The following is a 24,298-nucleotide window of genomic DNA, read 5'->3' as shown; positions in this document are numbered from 1 at the left end:
AGTAGCGGGGCAGCTAATCGCAATAATCGAACCTCCGGAGGGAGCAGCCTTCTCGCCTTGTGACCCCTCTAAGGTTTGAGGAGGCCCATCCGCACACCATGGAGTCGGCCAGTTCCTCCAGTTGTGAGCTCTCGGAGGGCCGAAGAGGACACTCCCGGAGTCTCAGGGTCATTCCCGCGTATGCGGGGATGACCCCATCCGGGAGATCCGAGGATGGCTCGCGTTCATCTGCTCCTTGTGTACGCGGGAATGACCCCCACGGGCAGCGGGACTGCCGATGTGATGAGCGTGGTGACTCTCGGCCAATCAGTGTCCGCCGGTGTGCCCCACGCCGGATAACGGAAGTGGCCCGCTACCTCCGTCCCCTTTGGTTGGTGTGGAGTGTTCACCGCGTCCGCCAAGCAAACGAAACGAGACGCGGTCCCTGTCGAGGGGGAACGAGGTCGGCATTTGAACGGATACGGTCGGGCTCGCCAACGCCGACAGTACTCAGCACGGAGGCTGTCCAGCGGCATGCGCCGAAGCGAGGGGCTGTCACCCCCAGTCACGCAAGCCGACCCTGCTGCGTCTTCTACGGACCAGGGACCGACGAACAAGGGATGAGCGCGCAGATGAAGACGACGATGCAGTCAGCATTGGGCACCGCACTGCTGCTCCTGGCCGCCATGACGGCCACCAGCGGCTCTGCCGCCGCCCAGGTGGCGGGGGCCGACGCCCCAGCCGCACACCAGGCCCGGCTGACAGGGCAGTGGACCGAGTCCGTCGACAAGAACCGCCCGGGAATCACCCACTACATCCAGAAGCTGACCTTCACCCCGGACGGCCGTTTCGAGCAGATCAACAACGTGATCTGCAACCTGGACGATTGCCCCGTGTTCAAGATCGGCGTCAACACGGGTACCTACCGCACGGAGGGAAGGACCATTCACCTCGACGGCAACCTCTCGGACCTCCACGGCACCGTCCGAAGCAGCAACACCATCGTCCTGGACAAACACGTTCTTCACCGCACGGCCGCCGACGCCTCAGAGTAGCTCGCTGGGCTTTGGTCTCGAGCCCGACGCAGGGCGGCAGCCTCAGACGCCGTAGCTCGGCAGCGCTGTGCCCGGCAGCCTCAACCGGAGCCAGCGCATCGTCCGGCACCACTACTGCTCCCCCGCTCACGCGGCGCGATCAAGGACACTGTGAAGAACGGCACCCCGGTCAGCGTCTCCGGCATCGCCGGCAAGCGGGAGTGGACCGTTGGGTCAGTCACTCCTGGGCCCTCTCTTTCGGAACTTGTCGGATCGGCGCGCGCGTTGGGCGCTCGGCGAGATCCGAAGGAGAGCGCATCGGCGACGTCCCGTCAGGAGCGGCCGAACCAGCGGCGCTTGGCCCGGGGCGGGGGCGCGGCGCCATTCGCCGGGGCCGCCGACGGGTCGTCGTACTCGCGGGAGATCACCTGGACCTGGCCCGACTCGACGTCGTGGCGCACCGTGTCCAGGCCCTGGCGGTCCAGTTGGGCGATGGTGTCGGCGTGGGTGGTGGTGTTCAGGGCGAGCATCCCGACCTTCGGGTGCCTCGGGCCGAGCTTTACCTCCTCGCTGAGCAGGATCTGCATCAGGCGGTCGGCGGAGGCCGAGGGCGGGTCCTCGTCCACGGCGACGTGCAGCATCAGGTGTTCCTCGCCGCTGGCCCGCCACCGGACCTGCGCGACCCACACCGAGCGGACGGCGGGAAATTCGCGGACCCGCCGAACCAGTGCGTCGCGCAGGGCGACCGCCACTGGGTCGGTGGACCAGTCGAGCTTCATTTCCGCCCCGGGGCCGAAGGTCGCCCAGTCCCGCAGCACCTGCTCAGGAAAGATCGCCTGCCCGTTCCCGGAGCGGACCCCAAGCACGGAGACGCCGGTCTTCTCCAGGATGTCCTTCAGCCGCGCCGCGTCACAGTGCACCATCCCGGCGGCCGTCGGCAGCAGTTGCGCGCCGAGCGCCGCGTCGGTGAAGCCGAGCAGCGTGGGTGGCTGCTCGTCGTCGGGGAGGAACATCACCGATCCGGTGTCGGTGACGGGAACGAACACCCCGCCCTCGAACAGTGCGGCGAGCACTGTGTCCGGCGCGGGCTCGTACCCGTCCGCGCGGCGGTCGAGAAGGTCGGCGAGACGTACGTTCGGATGATCGATCACGCGTGCAGCGTAGTGCCCAGACGGCCGCCGCCGGCCCCGCCCCATGGGCATCCGACCACCGTTCCGCTCGGGCCTCCCGGGCTACGAGGGTCCCACGCGTTGAAGCGTTGACCGGCACCTGATCCAGTGATAGCGCCACACCTGTTGCACGGGCCAGGGTGATCGATACCTGCGCTGAGCTGCACGAAGTCGTCCCGACTCGCCTCGCGCCACACTTCTCCCCAAGAAAACCAAGGTCTACGGCTGCTGGAGCAGGCGCTGGAGGAGTCCAACCGGGCCGGGATCGCGACCTTCGTGATGCGCGGCCGCGAGCACCCCGTCGCCCTGAAGGCGGAGAAGGGGCTCTTGGCGGTGCACACGCTGCACTGTTCGGACGAGATCCGCGACCCCCACCAGGAGATCCCCGACCTCCCCAAGAGCGGCAAGGCGAGCGCGGGGGAGCTGAAGATGGCCCACCAGCTGATCGACGCCCTCGCCATCGACTGGCAGCCGGAGGACTACCGCGACGTCTACCAGGAGAAGGTCGCCGCCCTCATCGAGGCCAAGCAGGCCGGCGAGACCGTCGAGAAGGCCGAACCCGCGCCCAAGGCCACCGGCGCCGTGGGTCTCATGGAATGCCGAGGTCAGCAGGCCCAGTTGTCGTGTCCTGGCGGGAGCTGTCCGCGCAGAAGGCTTGTGAACGCGCGACCGCACGCCAGCATGGGTTCGACGGGCAGGTCCACGTCGAAGCCTTTGTCATGGCCGCCTGTGCCGTAGGAGTTGACGAGATCCTTCGGGATGGCGGGGGTCCATGCGAGCAGTCGCTGCAGGACGCACTCCGAGAGGTGCAGCGCGAGCGCGACCCGAGCGGGTTCCGTCCCGAGGTGCTCGTCCAGACAGGACGAGACGAACCCGACGAAGCCGGTCGTGGCCTGCATCTCCCAGTCGTCGCAGGCACCGGCCAACCACTCCGGAGCGTCAGCGACCGCCTTCGCCTCCTGCGCCAGCAGGTACAGCCACACTTCGGCTTGCTCGTCGCGGACCCAAAATCCAGAGCCGCAATAGTCCAAGTTCGAGGTGGCCATGCCGCGAGTAGACCACGCAGGAGCGGGGACCCACCACGGAACCCCCGGTCAGAGCCCTGACCGTCCCGCGGGCTCCTGACACGGCACTGCGGGCCAACCAGCGTGCTCAGGGGCCACCTATCGTGCTCAGCCACACCAACCACCCCATCCCGGCCCAGCCAGCCGGGTCGGCTTCCGCTCCGGTGCCTGCCGACCAAGAGCGCGCACGCGCGCACCGGCCCGCCCGGCCCCGGTGGGCAGGAGTTACCACTGGAGCCGCGGCTGCCGACCGGAACGGAGCTCAGTCGAGGTCCCGTCGCCTCTTACAGCTCGTTGTGGACCTCACTCATCTCGCGATCCGTTGACCACAGGACGTTCTCCCGCTCGGTCGTGTAAGCATCTCCCGCACTACCTCCCCCTCCACCCACGAGACCACCGGACCCGCCGTCGATCCACGTGCCCTTGGTGACGTGCTTGACGGTGCGCGGGCTGTCGGTGTCGGTGGTGACGTTTGCGGTTGTCGTGGTGGGAGCGGCGAAAGCGGTGGAGGAGAGTGAGGCGCCTCCGCTGGCCAGGGGGGTGACGATCAGGAGCGGGGCGAGGCGTCGGGTCCTGGTGGCGTCGGGACTTGACCCGCAGGCGCACCGGACCCTTCCCGCGCTCTGGCCCGCCCGGCTCGACACCGGGACAGCACTGCCGCTCTCCTGACTACCCGGCTTCCGGCCCGCCCCGGCCGAAATGGCTTGGAAGCCGGATCGTGTCGGCCCTACTGTGCGGCCGTGGAGATCACCTATCGACGTTTCGTCCCCTCCGAGGCCGAGTCCGAGGACCTGGTCGACTTCCTCGCCGGCGACACCTGGCCGTTCCACGGTGCAGCCGTAATCGACCGCGAGCAGGCTCGGCGATGGATCTCGGACGGCCGCTTCGACAGTGACGAGAGCCGGACCTTCTGGATCACCGCAGGTGACCGGGTCCTCGGGCTGATCCGGCTGATGGACCTGGGCGACAGCACGCCGGTGTTCGACCTGAGGATCCGGTCCCGCCACCGGGGTCGGGGCGTCGGGAGCCACGCCCTGGCCTGGCTGACGGCGTACCTGTTCACCGAGTTCCCCCGGATCCGGCGGATCGAGGGCACCACGCGCCAGGACAACGCCGCCATGCGCCGCACCTTCCGACGGTGCGGGTACGTCAAGGAGTCGCACTACCGGGAGGCGTGGCCGTCGGCCGAGGGCACGGTCCACGACGCCGTCGGATACGCGGTTCTTCGCCGGGACTGGCTCGCCGGCACGGCGACGGCACCTGACTGGGACGATGAGCACCTCCGTTGATGTTGCGGCTCTGACCGCAGTTCACCACCCGCGCGGCTTGGACAGGCCGGCCGCCGACAAGCTCCGGGCCGATACCGCGCTCGTCGACCAGTGGCGCGGGGACTGGGAACACGTCAAGCTGGCTCAGCGGCGGGTCCGGTGGGCGGGCAAACGCTGGCAGGTCACGGGCCGCCAGGCTCCGACGATGCCGTGCCACCCGTTGAGCCGGACGCGAACGGCTACGAGGCCTCATCGCAGGGCGGTTCCCCGGCAGACCCACGCTTTCGCGTCGGCTCCCGGCTGGCCCCGCCCCTGTAGCCGGCTCCCGACCCCGTCCGATGCGACCAGCGGCTCCCCGGCGGCGCAGTTCCCGCCGCGCCGGAACTGGAGCGACTTCGCGGTGCCGGCCGGCACGCGGGCGGGCCCGCCCGCGGCCGCGGGGGTCTGGGCCCAGCGGTAGAAGGAGCGGCCGGCGCCGCAGGCGGCGTCGCGGGAGCGGGCCGCGTAGCCGATGGCCCAGTCCTGCAGGGCCATGGGGGTGGGCTGCAGGTACAGGTCGGGGTCCGGGACCCCGCCTCGCCGGCAGGCATTGAGGGAGGGGAGCCCGGCTTCATGCCCGGCTAGCGTGCGGCAGTGAGCCCCAACGCCCCGGTTCCGGTCGGATGGGGCTTCGTGTATCGCTTGCTAGCCGCTAGATCCCAGGTCAGCGGCCCTTCAAGTTGCCAGGACTGGTGCTGGACCTAGCGACCCCTGTCGCTAGACCTAGCACCCTCCATGCTGAGGAAAGCGCCCGCCCTGCCCTCGGTCCTTGCTCCCGCCCGCACGTCCCCCATCCGGCCGCCCGCACAAAGAGAAGAGCCGCCCGCGTTCTTCCGGTGTGACGCGCAGGGGGGAGTCGCCGTCGTAGCCGTCCCGCCATACGTAGCCCTGCTCGCACGAGGACGGCCTGCGGGCCGGGCCGCTCTTCCAGCCAGCGCAGACGGGCCGGGGCTCGGCCCGGTGCAAACTGCGGGCGACCGCCCGTAGGCCGGGGGTGACGGTGCCATCTGGGCTGGCCAGGAGCCGGTCAAGGAGCGCAGCGAGCGCGCACGGGGGACACAGGCCGTGGCGGTGCAGCCGGGTCGCGACCTTGCAGCCGACGCACGGCTGGCGGGCGATCGGATGGGCGGCGTAGCAGGAGCGGCACGGAGGCGCGCCGTCCGGCGTGCGCCCGCCGACGCGGCGCTTCCACCCGCATTGTGAACACGCCGGCCGCTGGCGCCCGCAGTTTGCGCACAGCGGCCGGCCGTCCTGCCTGCGGACCTCAACGCGTCGTTCCAGGCCACAGCCCGCGCACACGACCGCACGTCGCTGGAGGTTGTTGCACGACCCGCACTGCGGGCTGGGGGTCTTGGCGTACAAGCAGGGCCGGGTACGACCGCATGTCGAGCAGACCGCGGGCGGGAGGCGGTAACAGCGGGCACAGAGTCCGGCCCCGTCGATGCGCCGCACGATCCACGCCGTGCGGCCGCAGCCCGTGCACGCAGAGTGGGCCGAACTGGCGAAGGAGACCAGGGGACACTGGAACCGTGGTACGGCCCCCGGCGCCGGGAACGGAGGCTGTCCCTCCCGCGCCGGACACTGGTCCGGAAAGCGGGGCGCGGGAGACTGAAGGCGGGACGCTCGGAGCTGAAGAGCGGATAGGGGAGGCCGGAGACGGGAGGCACCCGATGGAACCGGTGGCGGCGCTGGACCGGATCGCCTTCCTGCTGGAGCGCGCCCAGGCCCCCACCTACCGGGTACGGGCCTTCCGCACGGCCTCCGCGGCGCTCACCCGGATGGGCGAGCGGGAGGTCGCCGAGCGGGCCGCGGCGGGCACCCTGGAAGCCGTCAAGGGCATCGGCCCCAAGACGGCCCAAGTCGTACGGGACGCCCTCGACGGGACCGTCCCGGCCTACCTGCAGACCCTGGAGGACGAGGCCGCCGCACTCCCCGAGGGTCCGCCGGCCACCCCTGCCGCCACCGCACTGCGGGCGGCCCTCCGCGGGGACTGCCACATGCACTCGGACTGGTCGGACGGCGGCAGTCCGATCGAGGCGATGGGCCGGGCGGCGGCCTCGCTGGGCCACGACTGGGCCGTGCTGACCGACCACTCCCCGCGGCTGACCGTCGCACGGGGGCTCTCCCCGGAGCGGCTGCGCGAGCAGCTGGCGGTGGTGGCCGAGCTCAACGAAACGTGGGCGCCCTTCCGGCTGCTCACCGGAATCGAGTGCGACATCCTCGACGACGGGGCTTTGGACCAGGAGCCGGAGCTGCTGGAAGGGCTCGACCTCGTCGTCGGCTCGGTGCACTCGAAGCTGCGGATGGACGCTCCCGCGATGACCCGGCGGCTGCTGGCGGCCGTGCGCAATCCGCTGATGGACGTACTGGGCCACTGCACGGGGCGGCTGGTCACCGGGCGCACCCGGCCGGAGTCGCAGTTCGACGCCGAGGCCGTCTTCGCGGCCTGCGCGGAGTCCGGTACCGCCGTGGAGATCAACAGCCGGCCCGAGCGTCTGGACCCGCCGAGGCGGCTGCTGCGCCTGGCCGTGGCGGCCGGCACCTTCTTCGCGATCGACACCGACGCACACGCGCCGGGCCAGCTGGACTGGCAGGTGCTCGGCTGCGAACGAGCCGTGGAATGCGGCGTACCGGCGGGGCGGATCATCAACACCTGGACCGCGGACCAGCTCCTGACCTGGACCGACACCCGACGCGCCGGGTGAGGTCCGCATGCCGGCTTCCGCCAGGGCCGCGCGGGTGGCGTGCGGGGCGGCGCCCTGGTCGCTGACCTCCGCGACGGTGGGCGGAATGTATATCTGATCATCATTTGCTCTGATGCATCGGGTTCTGTTCGCTCGCCAGGGGTGTGCCCGGTGCCGTGGGTGTCGCCGTGCCAGTGGAAGGAACCTTCGGTATGAGGCCTGTCGTTGTGCGTCGTGAGCGAGTGGGGCGATCGCTGTCGTCCCTCGCGGTGGCCGCCCTGGCGGTGGTGGCCCTGCCGGCCGGCGAGGCGGTGGCGGTACCGCCGGGCACGTACGCGTTCGTCGTCAACAACGGCGGGACCGGCTCGCTGTCGGTGATCGACACCGCCACCAACACCGTCACCGCCACCATCGGCACCGTCGCCGGCCCGCGCGATGTGGCGGTCTCCCCGGACGGCACCCGCGCCTACGTCGCCCACGACAACTTCGGCTCCGACGGGGTCTCGGTGATCGACACCGCGACCCATGCCGTCACCGCCACGATCGACGTCGGCCAGATCTCCCCGGTGGGAGTGGCCGTCTCCCCGGACGGCGGTCACGTCTACACCGCCAACCAGATCGCGTCGTCCGTATCGGTGATCGACACCACGACCAACACCGTCACCGACACCATCGACGTCGGCGTCGGTCCGCGCGCGGTCGCGTTCTCCCCGGACGGCACCCACGCTTACACCGTGAACGCGAGCATCACCGCCTCCACCGTGTCCGTGATCGACACCGCGACCAAGGCCGTCACCGCCACGATCGACGTCGGCGCGGGCCCGTTGGGGCTGGCGGTCTCCCCGGACGGGAGCCGCGTCTACACCGCCAACGCCAACGGTGATTCGGTGTCGGTGATCGACGCCGTGAGCAACACCGTCACCACCACGATCCCTGTCGGCGGCGCACCGTTCGGGGTGGCGGTCTCCCCGGACGGCGCCCACGCCTACACCGCCAACAGCGCCCTCGCCTCCTCCTCGGTATCGGTGATCGACACCGTGGCCCAGACCGTCACCGACACGATCCCCGTCGGCCAGAGCCCGCGCGACGTGACGCTCTCCCCGGACGGGGCCCACGCCTACACCGCCAACGGCAACGTGGACTCCGTGTCCGTGATCGACACCGCGGCCAAGAGCGTCACGGCCACGGTCGGCGTCGGCAGCCTCCCGCTCGCGGCGACGGTGGCCACGGTGAAGCCGGCGTCGGGGACGACGCTGGTCTCCTCGGCCAACCCGTCGGTCGCCGGTCAGAGCGTGACGTTCACGGCCACCGTGACCGGCGGTTCCGGCACCCCGACGGGCACCGTCACCTTCAAGGACGGCGCGACCGTCCTGGGCACCTCTGCCCTGGACGGTTCCGGCCAGGCCGCGTTCACCACCTCCGCCCTGAGCGTGGGCACGCACCCCGTCACCGCACGCTACGGCGGCAGCGGCACCTACCTCCCCAGCACCTCCCCCGTGGTCAACCAGATCGTCCAGCCCCTGACCTGTTCCAACGCCACGCCCACGATCAGCGGCACCCAGGGCAACGACAGCCTGAACGGCACGCCGGGCGACGACGTCATCTTCGCCCTCGGCGGGAACGACCTCGTCGACGGCCGCGGCGGGAACGACCTGATCTGCGGGGGCGCCGGCAACGACAGCCTGACGGGCGGCGAAGGCGACGACACGCTAGACGGCGCCGCCGGGAACGACAACCTGAGCGGCGGCGGAGGCAATGACACGCTCGATGCCGGCCCCGGCAACGACAACGTGGTCGGCGGCGACGGCAACGACAAGCTGGTCGGCGGCGACGGGAACGACGCGCTCCGGGGCGGCGCGGGTGACGACACCCTGACCGGCGGCCCGGGCAACGACGCGCTCGACGGGGGCGCGGGCACCAACTTCCTGGACGGCGGCCCCGGCAGCGACGCCTGTGCCCGCCCCGGCAACGGACCCGGGTGCCCGTAGCCACCGGCAGGGCCGACCCCGGCGAGAACGCGCTTGCCGGGGTCGCCACCGTGGCGGCCGACACCCGCCGCCGCCCGCCTCAGCCGGTGTCCGCACACGAGCAGCGCCCCGACGCTCCAGGTGCCGCCGGAAGAGCGGCAGGATCAGGGGCGGAGTTCGACCAGCAGCAGGACCACATCGGCCGCGGCCACCGCCATCGTGGTCAGGAACGGGAGCCTTCCGGCGGGCCGGCGGGCCGCGAGGAGCAGGGCCGCCGCCGTGGCGGCCAGCAGCCCCCATCCGTACGCCGTCACCCGCCCCGGCGGTCCGGCGACCAGGGCCGCGGTCGCGCCGAGGACGAGCAGGGCGGCGGCTGCGGCGGAGCGCCGTACGCCGAGCCGCTGGGGCAGTCCGACGACCCCGGTGGCCAGGTCGTCCTCGATGTCGGGCAGCACATTGGCGAAGTGCGCACCCGCGCCGAGCAGGGCCGCGGCGGCCGTGAGCCAGGGCGGCGGCCAGGGCGCGCCGGGCAGCCCGAGGGTGACGAAGGCGGGCAGCAGACCGAAGGCGAGGGCGTACGGGGCCCAGGAGGCGGCCGTGCCTTTCAGCCGCAGGTTGTAGCCCCAGGCGGCCGCGACGCCGACGAGGTGCACGGCGCCGGCGAGCAGCCCGCCGGCCAGCGACAGCGGAACGCAGAGGAGCAGCGCGACGGCGGCCGCCCGGGTCACGGCGGCGGCCGACGCCGTACCGGCGACCAGGGGTTTGTCCCGTCGGCCCGTGGCCAGGTCACGGCGCAGGTCGGCCCGGTCGTTGCACCAGCCCACCGACAGCTGTCCGGCGGCCACCGCGCCCACGGTGACGGCCGCCCCGGGCAGGCTGCGGCCCGCGGCGGCCGCCAGGGCGGCGCTGAAGAGGGTCACGGCGGTCGCGGGCAGCGGATGGCATGCCGCGAACAGGCCGGTCACCGTGCTTGCGGGCCTCGCCGGCCTGCGGATCTCGGTGGGCTCGGCCCGCTCCGTGGAGGCGGTCGTCTCGGGGGTCTGCGGGGTTCGCGGGGGCACGGCGACACGCTATGCGGCGCCGCGCCCGGTTCTCCTGATTCATAACGATGTGTCAGTTGTTTCCTATGGTGACTCAATGACACGTGTTCTGGCAGTGCGCAGCGTGTTCCCGCCCCATCTCCATCCCCAGGACGAGATCACGGAGGCGCTCGCCCGCTTCCTGCCGTCCGGCTCCGATACCGCCCTGCTGCGCCGGGTCCACGCCTCGGTGCGCGTGGAGCGCCGCCATCTCGCGCTCCCGCTGGAGCGTTACGGGCCGGCGAACGACTTCGGCACGACGAACGCCCTGTTCGTCGAGACGGCCCTGGAACTCGGCGCCCGCGCCCTCGAACTGGCCCTCGCCGACGCCGGCCTGGCGGCGCACGAGCTCGATCTGGTCATGTCGACCACGGTCACCGGGCTCGCGACGCCTTCGCTGGAGGCCCGTCTCGCCACCCGCACCGGTCTCCGGCCCGACGTGCGGCGGATGCCGCTGTTCGGCCTCGGCTGCGCGGCCGGCGCCGCCGGGGTCGGCCATCTCCACGACCATCTGACGGGCCGCTCCGGGCACGCGGCCCTGCTGCTGTCCACCGAGCTGTGTTCGCTCACCCTCCAGTCCACGGACACCTCGATGGCGAACCTGGTGGCCGGGGCCCTGTTCGGCGACGGCGCGGGCGCCCTGCTCGCGGTCGGCCGCGACCATCCCCTGCACGCCACCGGCGCCGGTCCCGAGGTGGTGGCCGCCCGCAGCCGGCTCTATCCGGGCACCGAGCACCTCCTCGGCTGGGACATCGGGCACTGGGGCATGCGCATGGTGCTCGGCCGCGAACTCCCGGACCTGGTCAGACTGCACGTGGCCGAGGAGGTCGAAACCTTCCTCGCCGCCCACGACCTGAAGCCCGCGGACGTCGACGCGTGGATCTGCCATCCCGGCGGCCCGAAGATCCTCGACACGCTCTCGGACGCGCTCGCCCTGCCGGAGCAGGCCTTCGCCGCGAGCCGGCGTTCCCTGGCCGCCGTGGGCAACCTCTCCTCCGCCTCGGTCCTGCACATCCTGGACGGCGTCCAGAGCGCGGGGCCGCCGCCGCCCGGTTCGGTCGGGCTGATGCTCGGCTTCGGTCCGGGCTTCGCCTCCGAACTCGTCCTCCTCCGCTGGTGACCCCGATGAACGCGATGGACTCCATGCCCCTTATGCCCCTCATGCCCTCCATGCCCTCCATGACCTCCGTGGCCTTTCCGGCCGACGCGGCCCTCCCGGCCGAGGTGACCCTTCCGGGCTCCGTGACCGTGCCCGCCTCCCTGGTCCCGTACCTCCTGCTCATCGGCCTCGTCGTCGTCGAGCGCCTGGCCGAGCTGGTCACGGCCCGCCGCCACACCGCCTGGAGCCTGGCCCGGGGCGGCCGCGAGTACGGCCGCGGCCACTACCCGGCCATGGTCGCCCTGCACACGGCCCTGCTGGTGGGCTGCGTGGTCGAACCCTGGGCGGCCGGCCGGCCGTTCGTCCCCCTGCTCGGCTGGTCGGCCCTCGGCGTCGTCGTGGCCGCCCAGGCCCTGCGCTGGTGGTGCATCGCCACCCTCGGGCGGCGCTGGAACACCCGGGTGCTCGTCGTCCCCGGTCTGCCGCTCGTGGAAGCGGGACCGTACCGGCTGCTGCGCCATCCCAACTACGTGGCGGTGGTCGCGGAGGGGATCGCGCTCCCGCTCGTGCACTCGGCCTGGCTGACCGCGCTCGGCTTCACCGTGCTCAACCTGCTCCTCCTGCGCGTCCGGATCGGCTGTGAGGACGCCGCCCTGACCGACGGCGGCCGGCTGCGCGCTCCCGGCTCCGTCCCGTCCGCGGGCGCCAGGCCGTGATCGACCTGCTGATCGCGGGCGGCGGGCCGGCCGGACTGGCCACCGCCATCCACGGCGCGCTCGCCGGCCTGGAGGTGGTGGTCGTGGAGCCGAGGGCCACGCCCATCGACAAGGCCTGCGGGGAGGGCCTGATGCCGGGCGCCGTACGCCGGCTGCTGGAGCTGGGCGTCCCCGTGGCCGGACAGCCGTTCCACGGCATCCGCTACGTCGACGGCGTGAGCGGCCGGCACGCGGAGGGGCTCTTCCGGTCCGGCCCGGGGCTCGGCGCCCGGCGGACGGTGCTGCAGGCCGCACTGGCCGAACGCGCCGCACAACTCGGCGTACGGGTGCTCCGGCAGCGCGTCGACCAGGTGCGCCAGGACGTCCACCACGTCACCGCGGCCGGGCTCACCGCCCGCTACCTCGTGGCCGCAGACGGCCTGCACTCCCCCGTCCGGCGCGGCCTCGGCCTCTCGGCGCCGGCCGCGCCCCGCCGGCCGGCCCGCTACGGGCTGCGCCGCCACTACGAGGTCGCACCGTGGAGCGACCTCGTCGAGGTGCACTGGTCGGCGCGGTGCGAGGCCTACGTCACCCCTCTGGGACCCGACCGGGTCGGCGTGGCCGTACTGACCACCGAGCAGGCCCCGTTCGACGTACAGCTCGCCCGCTTCCCGCTGCTGGCGCAGCGGCTGGGCGCGGGCGCCGCCGGTACGCCGGTGCGCGGGGCCGGGCCGCTGCGCCAGGGGGCCCGCGTACGGGTGGCGGGGCGCGTGCTCTTCGTTGGGGACGCGGCGGGGTACGTGGACGCGCTGACCGGCGAGGGCCTGACCCTGGCCGTGACGGCGGCGGGCGAGCTGGTGCGCTGCGTACGGGCGGGCCGGCCACAGGCGTACGAGCAGGCCTGGCGGGACCTGTCGCGCAGCTACCGCACCCTCACCGCGTCCCTGCTCTGGGCCCGTCACCAGCCGCGGCTCGCACCGCGGATCGTTCCACTGGCCGCCCGGCTGCCACGGGTGTTCACGGGGGCGGTGAACCTGCTCGCATGACACGGCACCCCGCGCACGGGGCGCGGGGTGCCGGTCGGGCGGAGGGGCCGCGGGTCAGGCCGAGTTCTCCCGACGGTTCCTCAGGGCCAGTCCGGCGAGGACCGCGCCGGCCGCCGCGCACAGCACGACGGTGACGCCCGCCCAGGCCAGGGCGCCGCCCACGGCGCCGGCCAGCGGGTCGAAGCCCGCCGATCCGCCGAGCACGTGCAGGGCCACGACTCCGGTCCCCGTGACCGCACCGGCCCGCCACACCCCGGGGGTGTCCCGGAGCGCCACGAGTGCGCCGATTCCCAGGCAGAGCACCGTGACGAGGAGGGGCAGGAAGTCGGCGGGGGCCGCGGACGGCAGGGCCGTCAGGTCGGCCGGCAGGTGCAGGGCGCCGCTGACCAGGAGGGCGAGCGCCACCGGCCAGCGCAGTACGTGCCGCAGCGCCGGGGAGCCGGCCGGTTCGCCGGCGGGGGCGGTGCGCCGGCGCGGCTCCGGGTGCCGCTCCTGGTACGGCGCGTCGTACAGCTCCCGGTGCGGCAGCTCGTACGGCTCCTCGAACCGCTCGTCGTACGGCTCTTCCTCGGGCTCGTGGTGGCGCTCCTCGTCGTCCTGCTCGGGGGGCCCGGAGGGACCGGCGCGGCGCTGCCGGTCCACCGTGCCGGGCTCGTCCTTGCCGAGGATGGCGACCAGCAGGGCCACGTCCTCGATGGACCGCCCGACGGCGGCGGCGCGCAGCGTGATGTCCGCTTCGACCACCTCGTGCGGGGGCTCGCCCAGCAGGGCGACCATCCGTCGTACGTCCTGTACGGGCCGGGTCACGGCGGCCGTGCGCAGCGCCTCGTGTCCGGCGTCGGGCAGCCGGCCGCCCTCCTTGAGGAGGCTCACCAGGGCGGTGACCTCCTCGAGGGGACGGCAGGTGGCCGCCGTGTCCAGCAGGGTCCGCATGCGCTGTGTGTTCGGCGCGTCCGGCGCGTCCGGCGCGGTGGAGTCGGGGGTCCCGCGGCGGTCTTCGTGTGGCGTCGTCGCGAGGGTGATGGGGTCATTCATGGAAAGCTCCGTTCGCCGACGCGCGGGTCTACACATCGCGCGCCGGTCATCGTGCGTCATGGGAAGCGCACGCTTTGTTACATTGAGTGCCAGTTCTGCTCACTGCGCCATTCGGGGCGGGCAAACGGGGGTCTTCACGCCGGCCCGCCCCGGCCTGCCCGGGTCCTCCGGGAAAGGTCGTCGGTGTGACCGACATCCGCCAGTTCCGTCGCCGGTGCGCGCTGCTGCTGCCGGTGGTCCTGCTCCTGCTGGGCGCGGCCGCACCGCCGGAGCGGCCCGCCGCCGACACGGGACCCGTCGTGAGCACCGACCGTGGCTCCGTACGCGGCCGGGCGCACGGCGCGTACCGCACGTTTGAGGGGATCCCCTTCGCGGCTCCCCCGACCGGCGCCCTGCGCTGGCGGCTCCCGGAGCCGGCGCCCCGGTGGGAGGGTGTACGCGACGCCGGGGCGCCCGGGGCGCGCTGTGTGCAGCTGCCCGTCCTGGAGCCGGGCGCGCCGATCGGCTCCGAGGACTGCCTGTACCTCAACGTCACCGCTCCGGCGGGCGGCCGCGATGCCGGGGGCCGGCTCAGGCCCGTGATGGTCTGGTTCCACGGCGGCGGGTTCTTCAGCGGTGCGGGCGATTCCTACCGGCCGGACCGGCTGGCCGTGCGCGGCGGGGCCGTGGTGGTGACCGTCAACTACCGGCTGGGCGTCTTCGGCCTGTTCGGCCATCCGGAGCTGGGCGGCGCCCCCGACTTCGCCCTGGCGGACCAGCGGGCGGCGCTGCGCTGGGTGCGGGCCAACGCGGAGGGCTTCGGCGCGGACCCGCGCAACGTCACCGTTTTCGGTGAATCGGCGGGGGCCCTCAGCGTCTGCGCCCACCTGACCTCCCCGGCCTCGGCGGGCCTGTTCCAGAAGGCGATCGTGCAGAGCGGGTCGTGCTCGATCACCACGCCTCCCCGGTCGCTGCTGCCCGGCCTCGGCACGTACGAGCCCTTCGTGCCCGAGCGGCGCACGGTCGAGGAGGGCGTCCTGGCGGCGGCCCGGCTCGGCTGCAGCCGGCCCACCGGCGTGCTGGACTGCCTGCGCCGCCTGGACTCCGGCGCCCTCGCCACCGCCGAACTGATGCAGCGTTTCTCCCTGGTCTCCTACGGCAACGACACGCTGCCGCTGGAGCCCCGGCGGGCGCTGGAGGACGGGCGGTTCCACCGGGTGCCCGTGATGCAGGGCGCCACACAGGACGAGATGCGCCTCTTCCTCGCACAGACCCTGGCCGCGTATCCGATCGGCGACGAAGCCGCGTACCGGGCCAGGCTGGAGCTGTCCTTCGGCGCCTCGGCCGCCCGCGCGGTGGGGGCCCGCTATCCGGTGTCGGCCTACCCGACCCCTACGGTGGCCTGGGCCACCCTGCTGACGGACGCGTCCTTCCTCTGCCCGGCGTTGCGGGACGGCCGGGCGCTGGCGCGGCACGTGCCGACGTACGAGTACCGGTTCAGCGACCGTGACGCGCCCAACTTCACCGGGCTGCCGGAGGTGCCGGGGCTGCCGCTCGGTGCGGCCCACGGCTTCGAACTCCCCTACCTGTTCACGATGGCTGCGCTGACCGGCCCCCAGCAGCAGCTCGCGGACCGGATGGCCGGCTACTGGACCGGATTCGCCCGCACGGGCGTCCCGGCCGCGCCCGGAGCGCCGCCGTGGGCGCGCCACGGATCGGCGGCGGCGGTGCTGTCCCTGGCGCCGGGCGCGGACGGGATCCGTACGGTGGACGCGCGGGCCGAACACCACTGCGCGCTCTGGGACGCGCAGTGGCCCGGGGTCACCACTTCTGGGTGATGACGGTGTATTCGTCGGTGCGGAGGGTGAGGGTGCCCGTGTCGCCGTAGACCTGGCGCCGCCATGCGGTGAAGACGGCGGCGATCCTGCGGGCGTCCTCGGCGGCGCCCTTGCCCACCTCCCTGGTGGTGAAGGTGATGCGTGCCTCGCCGACCGTGCGGACCTTGCGGACGCGGGTCTCCCTGACGCGGACGTCGCTGTCCTGGTCGGTGCGGCGCTTGTCGAAGTAGGCGTTGAAGTCCCGGGTCATGTCGAACCAGTCGGCCGGGCCGCACGGGCCGCCGCCGTTCCCCATCTCGCCGTCGGTGGGCGGGCCCACGTACCCGTCGGTCTCCTGGTCGGTCGGCGGGCCTGCGGGGGCGCCCGTGTCCTCGTCGGTGGGCGGACCGGCAGGGGCGCCGGTGTCCTCGTCCGTGGGCGGACCTGCGGGGGCGCCCGTGTCCTCGTCGGTGGGCGGGCCGGCGGGCGCACCGGTGTCCTCGTCCGTCGGCGGACCGGCGTAGGCACCGGTCTCCTGATCCGTCGGCGGGCCCGCGGCCCCGCCGGTGCCCCCGTCCGTCGGCACGTCGAGGCCGCACTCGGCCGGCGCGAGTGTGGGGACGCCGCCGGGCGGCGCGGCCTGCCCCGCCCGGGTGGTCCCGCACCCCGCCAGAACGGCGCACAGGAGCCCCGCCACCATCACTCGTCCCGTCACGGACCCCGCTGCGATTGTCATGACCATCCCCCTTTGGTCAGCAAGAGGCGATCCCGGCCGCCCTGGTTCCGCCCGCCTCGCACCCACCTGGTCGGGGCCGCTATTCGAGCACGACGGGTTCCCCGACCCGGACCGTTCCGGGTGTGAGGACCTGCGCGAGCACGTCGAGCCGGTTGTCGTGGGCCCTGGCGATCGCCTTCAGGATCAGCGGCGAGTGCGGAAGGTCGTGCTGGGCCTGGTTGGTCATCACGCACCGCTCGCTGGAGCGCAGGAACTCGATGTGGAGGGTGTCTCCCAGGCGGGCCTTGCGGCCGATCCACTCGTCCTCGACGAACGGCGGGGTGCCGGGCGGGGTGCGCAGCAGGATGTTGGGACGGAAGCGGCGTTCGTCGACCGGCACGCCCGGCACCTCGTCGCGGATCCAGTCGAGGGTGGCCGTCGTGAGGACACTGAGCGGCAGCTGGTCGAAGTGGGAGACCTCGCCCTCGCGGGCCAGTTCGACGTCGTCGCGGCCGAGGTAGGTGCGGAGGTAGGCCGTGGGGTCGGCCACCACCCGTCCGTGCGGGTCGAGCAGTTCCGGCCGGCCCGGTTCCCGGCCGCCCGGCGCGTAGCGGGAGCTCAGGTGGAGCAGGCCGTCCATCCGGCGGAAGCGCCGGGTGTTCTTGCCCGAGCCGAACCTGCCTTCCGCGTCCCGTACCGCGTACAGCCGGTCGCCCACCAGGCCGCGCTCGTCGACCCTTACGCCGCGCAGCAGTTCGCCGCCGGTCGACTTGATCGGGTACCGCCACAACCGCTCTGTCACGCCCACGTTCTCCGCCACCGCCATGACGGTACTACGGTGGGATCATGACCGGTTCCCTGGTCCGTCCCCTCCTCTACCTCGATGTCGACGGACCGCTCATCCCGTTCGGTGCGGGCCCGTACCCGCCCGGGGACGCTGCCAACCCGCTGCTCGCCCGGATCGATCCGGCCCTCGGGCCGAGGCTGGCGGCGCTGCCGTGCGAGCTCGTGTGGGCCACGACCTGGATGGCCGAGGCCAACGAGTGCGTCGCGCCCCGGCTCGGCCTCCCGGAACTGCCGCTGGTGGCCTGGCCCGAGCCGTCCGACGAGGACGGGCGGGGCGGGATCCACTGGAAGACCCCCGCCCTCCTCGCGCACGCGGCCGGACGGCCCTTCGTCTGGGTGGACGACGAGATCACCGGCGCCGACCGGGACTGGGTGGCCGCCCGGCACCCCGGCAGGGCGCTCCTGCAGCGCGTGGATCCCGGGCGGGGGCTGGGCGACGCCGACTTCACCGCTTTGTGGGCATGGCTCCGTTCGGGATAGCCGCCCTCGACGCGGCGGCAGGGAGGCGTTTCGCCCTCACATACGCCCTCGCATGCGGGGTTCCCCGGCCGTCGGAGGCTTGGCCGTAGGATCCGGTTGAAGCACATGAAGCGGAGAGCAGGGGGAAGAATCGATGACGGACAGCGGCGGATTGCAGTGGCTCGACGGCTCCGGCCTCGAAGGTCATTGGTTGATTGCTGCTCGCAATATCGAGCCTTCCGAGTTGTTGCGGAGGGCGGGCTGCGTCGGCGAGGAGATGCGCCTGAGCCGGGCCGAGGCCGAGAAAATCGAAATGGAATCCGATGTGACACTCCTCAGGGCCGGCCGGTCGGGGGACTGGTCGTTCTTCCTGGCGAGCTACGGCGCTGTCGTGGAGCACGGCGCCGAGATCGATTCGCGGGTCCGCGAGATCTCCAGGGGCACCGAGGCCGTGGAGCTGTCGCAGACGACGAATTTCGACACCCATTTCATCTATGCCGTCGACGGCGAGACCATCTGCGCCTTCGATCCCTTGACCGATCCGGCTCCCACGGGGAGGGAACCCGGGCGTCTGATCCCCTCGATGATCCGGGTGGGGCTCTTGGACGAGCACGGGGAGCCCGTCTCCGTTGATGACGTCGAGGGGTTGGATCCCGTCAAGGCGGCCTACCGCATGGCGGAGGAAGACTTCGGGATCTCGGTGCCTCGGGAAATCCTGACCGACCGGGCACCGAGCATGGCGATCCGCAGATAGAAATCGAGGCCGGGAAGCATCGCTTCCCGGCCTCGAGATCTTGAACGGACCTACCCACCCGCTAGGGGTTTCACGGCATCGGCGTGCACACCGAATTCGGGTCGCAGGCGTCCAGCTCCTTGACGGTCACGTAATAGCGATCCTCGTCAATCAGTCGGACGGCCGTGACGAACCGCCCGAGGTCGCCTCCGGCCCCGGTGTTCTGCGGGCCGGGGATGCTTCCCCGGGCGCAGGGCTCGTCCCACTTCGGCAGGGAGTAGTTGTCATCGTAGTGGAGAGTCCATTTTTCGTTCGCCGTCCCCTGGTCGGAAACAATGGCGGAGAACTGCGCGCACTCTGCGCCGATGATGTTCTTTCCGGTGGCCGGATCGACGATATATCCGCCGCTCTGCCTGGAACGGGCGAACGGGTACTCGTCGCACGTCATCCCCGGGGGGTTGGACGTGAAATTCTTGGCAGACTTGCTGCACATTCTGCCGCGGTTGGTCTTTGCGACGCTTTCGCTCGAGTTGCGCGTCAGAGGTGACAGCCTGCTCTTGCTGCCGGGGTAGCTCGCACTTCCCGCGTACTTGCCGCCGGCCAGCTTCTTGGTCGTCATCCAGTAGAGGGCAGCCGCAACGGGATGCTTGGCGTAGTCGATCGGGAAGTCAGGCGTGTATTCGTGGAATACACACCCCGTGGAGCCCCCGACCTCGTTGTCGCAGCGCACCTGCATTCCGGGCTTGGCCCAGGTGTGGGGCACGCTCGATCCGCGCGGGACCGTGGCAGTGACCGTCCACGACAGGTCGAGCATGTCGTTGTTCGCCTTGGTGGGAGCAGTGCTCTCCCAGTCCTGCCAGGCACTGAGGGATGCCGGCCCGGTCTGACCGGCAGCCCAGGTGGGGCTGACGATCGTCGCGGTTTTGACAGGGCAGGCCTTGTCCGGAACCGTGGCGCCGCCCGCAAAGGTCTTCCCTCGCCGCGTGCAGTTGAAATCGAGTTTCAGACTGACGGTTCCCAGGGTGTCCTGGATCTTGATCGGAGTCACGGTCAGGGACTGGAATATCTGGGCTTTGGTCCTGTCGAGCTGGATGTTGTGGTCCACCTGGAACTGAGCCGTACCCAGAGGCACGTTGTTCTCGAGCACGATCAGGTTGAGATCCGTCGACGCGCAGGCATTGAACCGCGTGAACGTTTTCACCCGCATGTTCGTCGAGCAGCTCACGGAAACGCCCGCGGCCCGCACGCCCGGCGCATCTTGCGGTGCATTTTTGAGGAATTTATCCTGTACCGCGCTGGGCCCCTCGTGCGGTGCGGATTGGACGCACATGGTGCGACCGATCTGCCCCTGCATGGGCTGGCAATTTCCGCTGGGAGCACTCTTCATGGTGGGGCTGATCCCCGGAAGAGGGTGCGGGTCCTCGCCGTAGTTCGTTATGTCGGGAGCATTCGGATTAGCCGGGGGAAGCTTTATCTGCGGGACGCCGCCCGTTATGTTCTTGGGCGCGAAAGCAACCGCGTCGAAGGCGATGTCCTTGTCGCCGGTGCCATCAGGGGTGTCCGTCGAAAGGCTGACCTCGGGGATTACGCCCTTGAAATTGAATTCACCAAGCGAGACCCACCGGTTCCCCGTGCCCACCTGATTCACCACGACCGCGTCAGTGCGTGTGATCGACTTTACGTTGTAGGTGGCCAGTGTCGCCTGAGCGCCGTGATCCGGAAGATGGACGAACACTTCCGCACCGCCGGTCATGGGCGCGGAGAGCTTCCAGGTTCCGGTCACCTTCATTCGACCGCCGAGGTCTCCCGGCTTTCGCGTATGACCGAACCAGAAATGGCTGTTGTAGCCTGCGCCGATCTGGTGGAGGTCGATTTTCGCGCTGGGTGTGGCGAAGTCGAGGTTGAAGGTGCCGCTGTCGGGCTTGGGCGGAGAACAGCCGGGCCGGTGGATGGAAGTGCCGGCGGGGGCATCGTCGACGACGAGTGCGTTGGCGGGCAGGCCCTGGGCGGTGCAGTTGGGCGGGTAGGCGGTGCCGTCCGCTTCTTCCTTGTAGGTGTCGTCGAAGCGCATGAGTTCGTTGCCGCACTCGGCCTTGGTGGTGCAGTCCTTCCACGTGACCGGCTGGTTCCACCAGCACTTCAGGTCGGAGCGGGTGCAGGCGCCCAGGCCCGGCTCGTTCTTGTCGTTCGGGCCGATCTTGCTCGGGTCACAGCTGTTGGCCGCGGTGCAGAACAGGTTCTCCGCCGGCTTGACCGTGCTGCGCAGTGCGGGACTGGTCCACCAGGCCTCGCGGAAGCCCGCGACCATCTTGCCCGGGGATTCCAGCGCTTCCAGCGGCCGGGCTGCCCAGCCGAGGACCTTCTCCTGGTACGGCCAGTCCTGGGGGTGCTTGGCGTGCGAGTAGTCGTTCGCGCCCGCCGGGCCCTCCAGGAACGGCGTGCGGTTGGCCTTCCACAGCGGGTTGGCCGGGTTGTTGGTGAAGCCGACGCCCCACAGGCCGCCGTTGCTCGCGGCCGCTGCCTTGGGGTAGTAGCCGGAGTTGTAGGCCCAGAGGGCGAAGAACCAGTTCTCCAAGTACTTGGGATCGCCGTTGTTGACCTTCAGGCCGTCCGCGGTGGTCACGTTCCACTTGTCGGCGAGGACGCGCTGGCCGGCGGCGATGTTGGCGGTGTAGTCGAGCGCGGCGGCTTCCTGCTGCAGGGTCGTCAGGGGCAGCTCGCCGGTCTTCTCCTTGCCGTGCACGCGCATGCCGTCGGTGATCTGGGTGACGCCGTACCCGCAGTCGGCCTCGGCCCAGTTGATGCCCCACGGGTCGGTCTGCTGGCCGCTGGCCGCGTACTTGATGCCGTAGTAGTTGCCGATCAGCGGGTTACCGGTCACACCCGGGACGACGACGCGGGACGCCTGCCACATGTTGGATTCCTGGGCGGTGATGCCCAGCAGCACCTGCGCGGGGATCCGGCCGCCGCTGTGGAGGCCCAGACGGGGGAACAGGGTCTGCGGCTGGTACGCCGCCATCCCCAGGTTCTTCCAGTTCGCCGGCCGGGAGACGTTCTTGTCCAGCGTCCCGTTGACGATCTGGTCGACCGCCCACTCCACCTGACGCGGCTTGGGCTGCATCGCCTGCTTGGCCGGGTCGTTGCGCGCCACCGAGCAGTAGCGCTCGTCCTCGGCCGGCGAGGCGGCCTGCGCCGCCGCGAGCGCCGGGGCCGACTTCGCTGCCGGGGCGGCCGACTGCGGTGCGGCCGGGGCCAGGGCCGGGGAGGGAGCCGTACCCGCGGCGGCCTTCTCGGCCGTCAGCGACGGGGTGACGGTGAACTGAGTGTCCTTGCCCGTGGCGAGGACCTTGAGGCTGATCTTCTTCGACTCGGCAGCGGGGTCCTGCTTGCGCGGGTCGCCCTCGCCGGCCGCAGCCACCTTGGTGACCAGAGCCTTGCCACCGGTGGTGACCTGGGACTCCTTGGGCACGTCCGGGCGGCGCTGGACCGTCTTGGGCAGCGGCTCCGCGGCCTTGGTGTCACCGGTGATGACGACGGCGCCGTCGGCGCTGCTGGACAGGTCCATCCTGGTCAGCGCGCCGCGTGCCAGGACGCTCTGCTTGGTCTTGTCGGCGTCGCCGCGCGCGATGTCGGTCGCGCTGATGCGCTTGACCTCGCCCTTGTCCGTGGATCCGGCGGGACGGTCCAGGTAGACGAGGCCGCCCTCGGCATCGGCCTTGAGTCCGAAGGGCACCTGCCCCGTGTGGGCGATGGCCGTTCGGCGGCCCTGCTCGTCGATCCGGGTCAGGCGGGCGGCGTCCGCCGCCACGATGGCCTTGCCGACCGGCACCGCCGAGGTGACCTGGCCGGCCAGCTCGGTGGTCCGGCTGACCTTCGCCCCGGCGGCGTCCACGGTCAGCAGCCGGGTCTGGTTCCTGGTGTCGCCGCCGGCCTGGGTGAGGACGGCCGTCTCGCCGGTTCCGCAGCCAGGGCTGAAGTAGGCGAGCGAGGCCTGCCGGTCCAGCTTGGTGACGGCACCGGAGTCCAGGTCCACCACCGCGGTGAACGCACCCCGCGCCATCAGCTCGGGCTTGTTGGTGAACGTACGCGGTGCGTAGGCGACCACGGCCCGCCTGCCCGACCCGGTGACGCAGGCGTTGCCGATCCACATGTCGGCATCGAAGCCCGGCTCGGCGAGCGTCGCGGCCGTACGCCAGCCGTAGCCGGCCTTCTGGTCCGCAACCAGCACATGGAAACCGGCGGCGTCACCACTGGTGGTCCACGCCCGGTCGGTCGAAGACTTCCACTCCTTGCCCAGGAGCTTCTCGCGGTCGGCAGGCGGAACTTGAGAAGGGGATGCCGGGTTGGCGGCGGGCAGGGAGGTGCCGGTGGGTCCGGGTTCGGCCCAGGCCTCGCTTTGTATGAGCCCGGCGATGAGAGTGGCGCTGCAGAACATGACTGCAGGCGCACGTAGTTTGGCTGTGCGGCGTTTCAAGAGCTGGTTTCCCCGGTGCGTTGAGAGCGGAGGGCTTCTCGATGCCCGTCTGCGGGCAGAGATCCCCCTTGATCGGCCAGCGGCTCGTCTGAGGTGGAGATCCCCCACGGGGTCGAGCCCCCCGCTCGACCTTGGTGAACGTACGTCAGCCAACCGCGGTCGACGGGTGGCTGAGGCGCCGTCATTAGATCACGTGGAACGCCCGCACCGTGAACACCCATACGAATGCGAATGCCCCTCGACGCGCGAGGCGACCGCCGCGGCCGGCGGCGGCACGCCGCGGCGCGCAACGATGCGGAAGCGGAGGGCGGTTGCGAGGCGATGCCCGCCCTCGTCAACACGTAGGCGCTACGTCCGCAGGGCACCTGTCCGCATCGTCGTTTCCTCCAAACTGTCAGGTAGGCGATCACCATTGACCGCTAAATGTCTGGCTTGTCGCATATATGAAATGCTTTAATCCTCCGAGCGTCCAGGGTGGGGATTCAGGACGTCGGGGGCGACCGAGCCGACCAGCTCGCACATTTCTTCCTACGTTCCACTCTCCTTGCCTCAGGCGATCCATTCAGTTGCTACTTAGGCCTTTTTTCAGGCACATTCGGGGAATCATGCGCACAAAATCAATCCTGCTCTCTCTCGTTGCCGTCCTCTCGGCCTTCGGTCTTTACGGCGCCCAGGTCAGCGCGGCTGCCCCGGTCAACGGATCGATCCAGACCTGCGGCACGAACCAGAGCCTCTGCATCTACTACAACTCCGACAACAAGGGCTCGCGCGTCGGTATCTACGGCAAGGTTCACAATTACGACGCAAACCCGACCATGTGCTCGTCGCAGGGCTGCTCCAAGTATTCGTTCCAGACCTCCGGAAACGGCTACGGTCAGTACATCAAGAACAATGCGGCCTCGGCTTACAACGCCGACTTCCACCCCTACCGCGTCTACTACAACAGCGGTTGGAGCGGGCCCGTCGACGAGTTCGACCCGAAGGGCTACGGCACCTACTTCGGAAACCTCGTCCGTACGTACAACCAGAACGCGTCGCAGCAGAACATGTGCGCCGAGTGCTGAGTAACTGACCTTTTTCGGCGGCCAGCCGGCACTTCCGGCTGGCCGCCTTTCCC

General features: G+C 71.1%; 19 protein-coding genes. 12 read left to right on the top strand and 7 right to left on the bottom strand.

The genetic code is table 11. The annotated features are described in order from the left end of the window. Positions 1–599 precede the first annotated feature (599 nt). The gene (locus tag OG472_RS41345; RefSeq protein ID WP_401613391.1) at positions 600–1,034 is read left to right on the top strand and encodes a hypothetical protein; all 435 of its coding nucleotides are present in this window, start codon (positions 600–602) and stop codon (positions 1,032–1,034) included. A gap of 311 nt (positions 1,035–1,345) precedes the next feature. On the opposite strand, the gene OG472_RS41340 is transcribed toward OG472_RS41345, so the two are convergent. Continuing rightward, positions 1,346–2,164: a hypothetical protein gene (locus OG472_RS41340; RefSeq protein WP_405942990.1), complete on the bottom strand. Its 819-nt coding sequence runs from the start codon at positions 2,162–2,164 to the stop codon at positions 1,346–1,348. 165 nt (positions 2,165–2,329) lie between these two features. Between OG472_RS41340 and OG472_RS41335 the strand changes: the two genes are divergently transcribed. Next, positions 2,330–2,920: a Ku protein gene (locus OG472_RS41335; RefSeq protein ID WP_405943249.1), complete on the top strand. Its 591-nt coding sequence runs from the start codon at positions 2,330–2,332 to the stop codon at positions 2,918–2,920. A 1,066-nt stretch (positions 2,921–3,986) separates the two neighbouring features. Further along, positions 3,987–4,535 carry a GNAT family N-acetyltransferase gene (locus OG472_RS41330; protein WP_405942989.1) on the top strand — a complete coding sequence of 183 codons (549 nt, stop codon included), beginning with the start codon at positions 3,987–3,989 and terminating at the stop codon, positions 4,533–4,535. 228 nt (positions 4,536–4,763) lie between these two features. Here OG472_RS41330 and OG472_RS41325 read toward each other — a convergent pair whose 3' ends face one another. Beyond that, complete coding sequence (locus tag OG472_RS41325) at positions 4,764–5,048, bottom strand: hypothetical protein (protein WP_405942988.1); 285 nt, start codon at positions 5,046–5,048, stop codon at positions 4,764–4,766. 1,175 nt (positions 5,049–6,223) lie between these two features. Here OG472_RS41325 and OG472_RS41320 point away from each other — a divergent pair. Continuing rightward, positions 6,224–7,258: a PHP domain-containing protein gene (locus tag OG472_RS41320; protein WP_405834413.1), complete on the top strand. Its 1,035-nt coding sequence runs from the start codon at positions 6,224–6,226 to the stop codon at positions 7,256–7,258. A 191-nt stretch (positions 7,259–7,449) separates the two neighbouring features. Next, complete coding sequence (locus OG472_RS41315) at positions 7,450–9,225, top strand: Ig-like domain repeat protein (RefSeq protein WP_405942987.1); 1,776 nt, start codon at positions 7,450–7,452, stop codon at positions 9,223–9,225. A 143-nt stretch (positions 9,226–9,368) separates the two neighbouring features. Here OG472_RS41315 and OG472_RS41310 read toward each other — a convergent pair whose 3' ends face one another. Continuing rightward, positions 9,369–10,265: a UbiA family prenyltransferase gene (locus OG472_RS41310; protein WP_405942986.1), complete on the bottom strand. Its 897-nt coding sequence runs from the start codon at positions 10,263–10,265 to the stop codon at positions 9,369–9,371. 76 nt (positions 10,266–10,341) lie between these two features. On the opposite strand from OG472_RS41310, the gene OG472_RS41305 reads away from it, so the two are divergent. The 3 genes from OG472_RS41305 to OG472_RS41295 all read left to right on the top strand — a co-directional run bounded on the left by OG472_RS41305 (position 10,342) and on the right by OG472_RS41295 (position 13,123). Further along, positions 10,342–11,403, top strand: coding sequence for a type III polyketide synthase (locus OG472_RS41305; RefSeq protein ID WP_405942985.1), 1,062 nt, complete (start codon positions 10,342–10,344; stop codon positions 11,401–11,403). A gap of 140 nt (positions 11,404–11,543) precedes the next feature. After that, positions 11,544–12,098 carry an isoprenylcysteine carboxyl methyltransferase family protein gene (locus OG472_RS41300; protein ID WP_401613705.1) on the top strand — a complete coding sequence of 185 codons (555 nt, stop codon included), beginning with the start codon at positions 11,544–11,546 and terminating at the stop codon, positions 12,096–12,098. Beyond that, on the top strand, positions 12,095–13,123 hold the full coding sequence (locus tag OG472_RS41295) for an NAD(P)/FAD-dependent oxidoreductase (protein ID WP_405834407.1): 1,029 nt from the start codon (positions 12,095–12,097) through the stop codon (positions 13,121–13,123). Before OG472_RS41300 ends, OG472_RS41295 begins: the two co-directional genes overlap by 4 nt. A 54-nt stretch (positions 13,124–13,177) precedes the next feature. On the opposite strand, the gene OG472_RS41290 is transcribed toward OG472_RS41295, so the two are convergent. Beyond that, complete coding sequence (locus OG472_RS41290; RefSeq protein WP_405942984.1) at positions 13,178–14,158, bottom strand: hypothetical protein; 981 nt, start codon at positions 14,156–14,158, stop codon at positions 13,178–13,180. Between the two features lie 185 nt (positions 14,159–14,343). Between OG472_RS41290 and OG472_RS41285 the strand changes: the two genes are divergently transcribed. Next, positions 14,344–15,975, top strand: coding sequence for a carboxylesterase/lipase family protein (locus OG472_RS41285; protein ID WP_405942983.1), 1,632 nt, complete (start codon positions 14,344–14,346; stop codon positions 15,973–15,975). Here OG472_RS41285 and OG472_RS41280 read toward each other — a convergent pair. Both OG472_RS41280 and OG472_RS41275 read right to left on the bottom strand, forming a co-directional pair. Further along, the gene (locus tag OG472_RS41280) at positions 15,959–16,690 is read right to left on the bottom strand and encodes a hypothetical protein (protein ID WP_405834401.1); all 732 of its coding nucleotides are present in this window, start codon (positions 16,688–16,690) and stop codon (positions 15,959–15,961) included. The genes OG472_RS41285 and OG472_RS41280 overlap by 17 nt on opposite strands. Before the next feature lie 79 nt (positions 16,691–16,769). Next, the gene (locus tag OG472_RS41275; RefSeq protein WP_405942982.1) at positions 16,770–17,495 is read right to left on the bottom strand and encodes an MOSC domain-containing protein; all 726 of its coding nucleotides are present in this window, start codon (positions 17,493–17,495) and stop codon (positions 16,770–16,772) included. Positions 17,496–17,515: 20 nt separating this feature from the next. Here OG472_RS41275 and OG472_RS41270 point away from each other — a divergent pair, with 20 nt between their 5' ends. After that, positions 17,516–17,995, top strand: coding sequence for an HAD domain-containing protein (locus OG472_RS41270; RefSeq protein WP_401613419.1), 480 nt, complete (start codon positions 17,516–17,518; stop codon positions 17,993–17,995). 133 nt (positions 17,996–18,128) lie between these two features. Continuing rightward, the gene (locus tag OG472_RS41265; RefSeq protein ID WP_401613421.1) at positions 18,129–18,728 is read left to right on the top strand and encodes a DUF6461 domain-containing protein; all 600 of its coding nucleotides are present in this window, start codon (positions 18,129–18,131) and stop codon (positions 18,726–18,728) included. Positions 18,729–18,798: 70 nt separating this feature from the next. Here the strand turns inward: OG472_RS41265 and OG472_RS41260 are convergent, their stop codons facing one another. Beyond that, positions 18,799–23,181 (bottom strand): hypothetical protein, encoded by a 4,383-nt coding sequence (locus OG472_RS41260; protein WP_405942981.1) that lies wholly within the window; start codon positions 23,179–23,181, stop codon positions 18,799–18,801. 605 nt (positions 23,182–23,786) lie between these two features. Between OG472_RS41260 and OG472_RS41255 the strand changes: the two genes are divergently transcribed. Further along, the gene (locus OG472_RS41255) at positions 23,787–24,245 is read left to right on the top strand and encodes a hypothetical protein (RefSeq protein ID WP_401613425.1); all 459 of its coding nucleotides are present in this window, start codon (positions 23,787–23,789) and stop codon (positions 24,243–24,245) included. Positions 24,246–24,298: the final 53 nt, after the last annotated feature.

This window comes from Streptomyces sp. NBC_00207 (genome assembly GCF_045160965.1).
Classification (GTDB): domain Bacteria; phylum Actinomycetota; class Actinomycetes; order Streptomycetales; family Streptomycetaceae; genus Streptomyces.
Note: the sequence above shows the minus strand (reverse complement) of the source record. Positions and strands in the feature narration are given on the sequence as shown.

Bases quoted from the DNA above. Each gene is read 5' to 3' on its own strand.
- OG472_RS41320 (WP_405834413.1), top strand. From the start codon at position 6,224: ATGGAACCGGTGGCGGCGCTGGACCGGATCGCCTTCCTGCTGGAGCGC.
- OG472_RS41305 (WP_405942985.1), top strand. From the start codon at position 10,342: ATGACACGTGTTCTGGCAGTGCGCAGCGTGTTCCCGCCCCATCTCCAT.
- OG472_RS41290 (WP_405942984.1), bottom strand. From the start codon at position 14,158: ATGAATGACCCCATCACCCTCGCGACGACGCCACACGAAGACCGCCGC.
- OG472_RS41275 (WP_405942982.1), bottom strand. From the start codon at position 17,495: ATGGCGGTGGCGGAGAACGTGGGCGTGACAGAGCGGTTGTGGCGGTAC.
- OG472_RS41325 (WP_405942988.1), bottom strand. From the start codon at position 5,048: ATGGCCCTGCAGGACTGGGCCATCGGCTACGCGGCCCGCTCCCGCGAC.
- OG472_RS41255 (WP_401613425.1), top strand. From the start codon at position 23,787: ATGCGCACAAAATCAATCCTGCTCTCTCTCGTTGCCGTCCTCTCGGCC.
- OG472_RS41315 (WP_405942987.1), top strand. From the start codon at position 7,450: ATGAGGCCTGTCGTTGTGCGTCGTGAGCGAGTGGGGCGATCGCTGTCG.
- OG472_RS41270 (WP_401613419.1), top strand. From the start codon at position 17,516: ATGACCGGTTCCCTGGTCCGTCCCCTCCTCTACCTCGATGTCGACGGA.
- OG472_RS41265 (WP_401613421.1), top strand. From the start codon at position 18,129: ATGACGGACAGCGGCGGATTGCAGTGGCTCGACGGCTCCGGCCTCGAA.
- OG472_RS41280 (WP_405834401.1), bottom strand. From the start codon at position 16,690: ATGACAATCGCAGCGGGGTCCGTGACGGGACGAGTGATGGTGGCGGGG.
- OG472_RS41345 (WP_401613391.1), top strand. From the start codon at position 600: ATGAGCGCGCAGATGAAGACGACGATGCAGTCAGCATTGGGCACCGCA.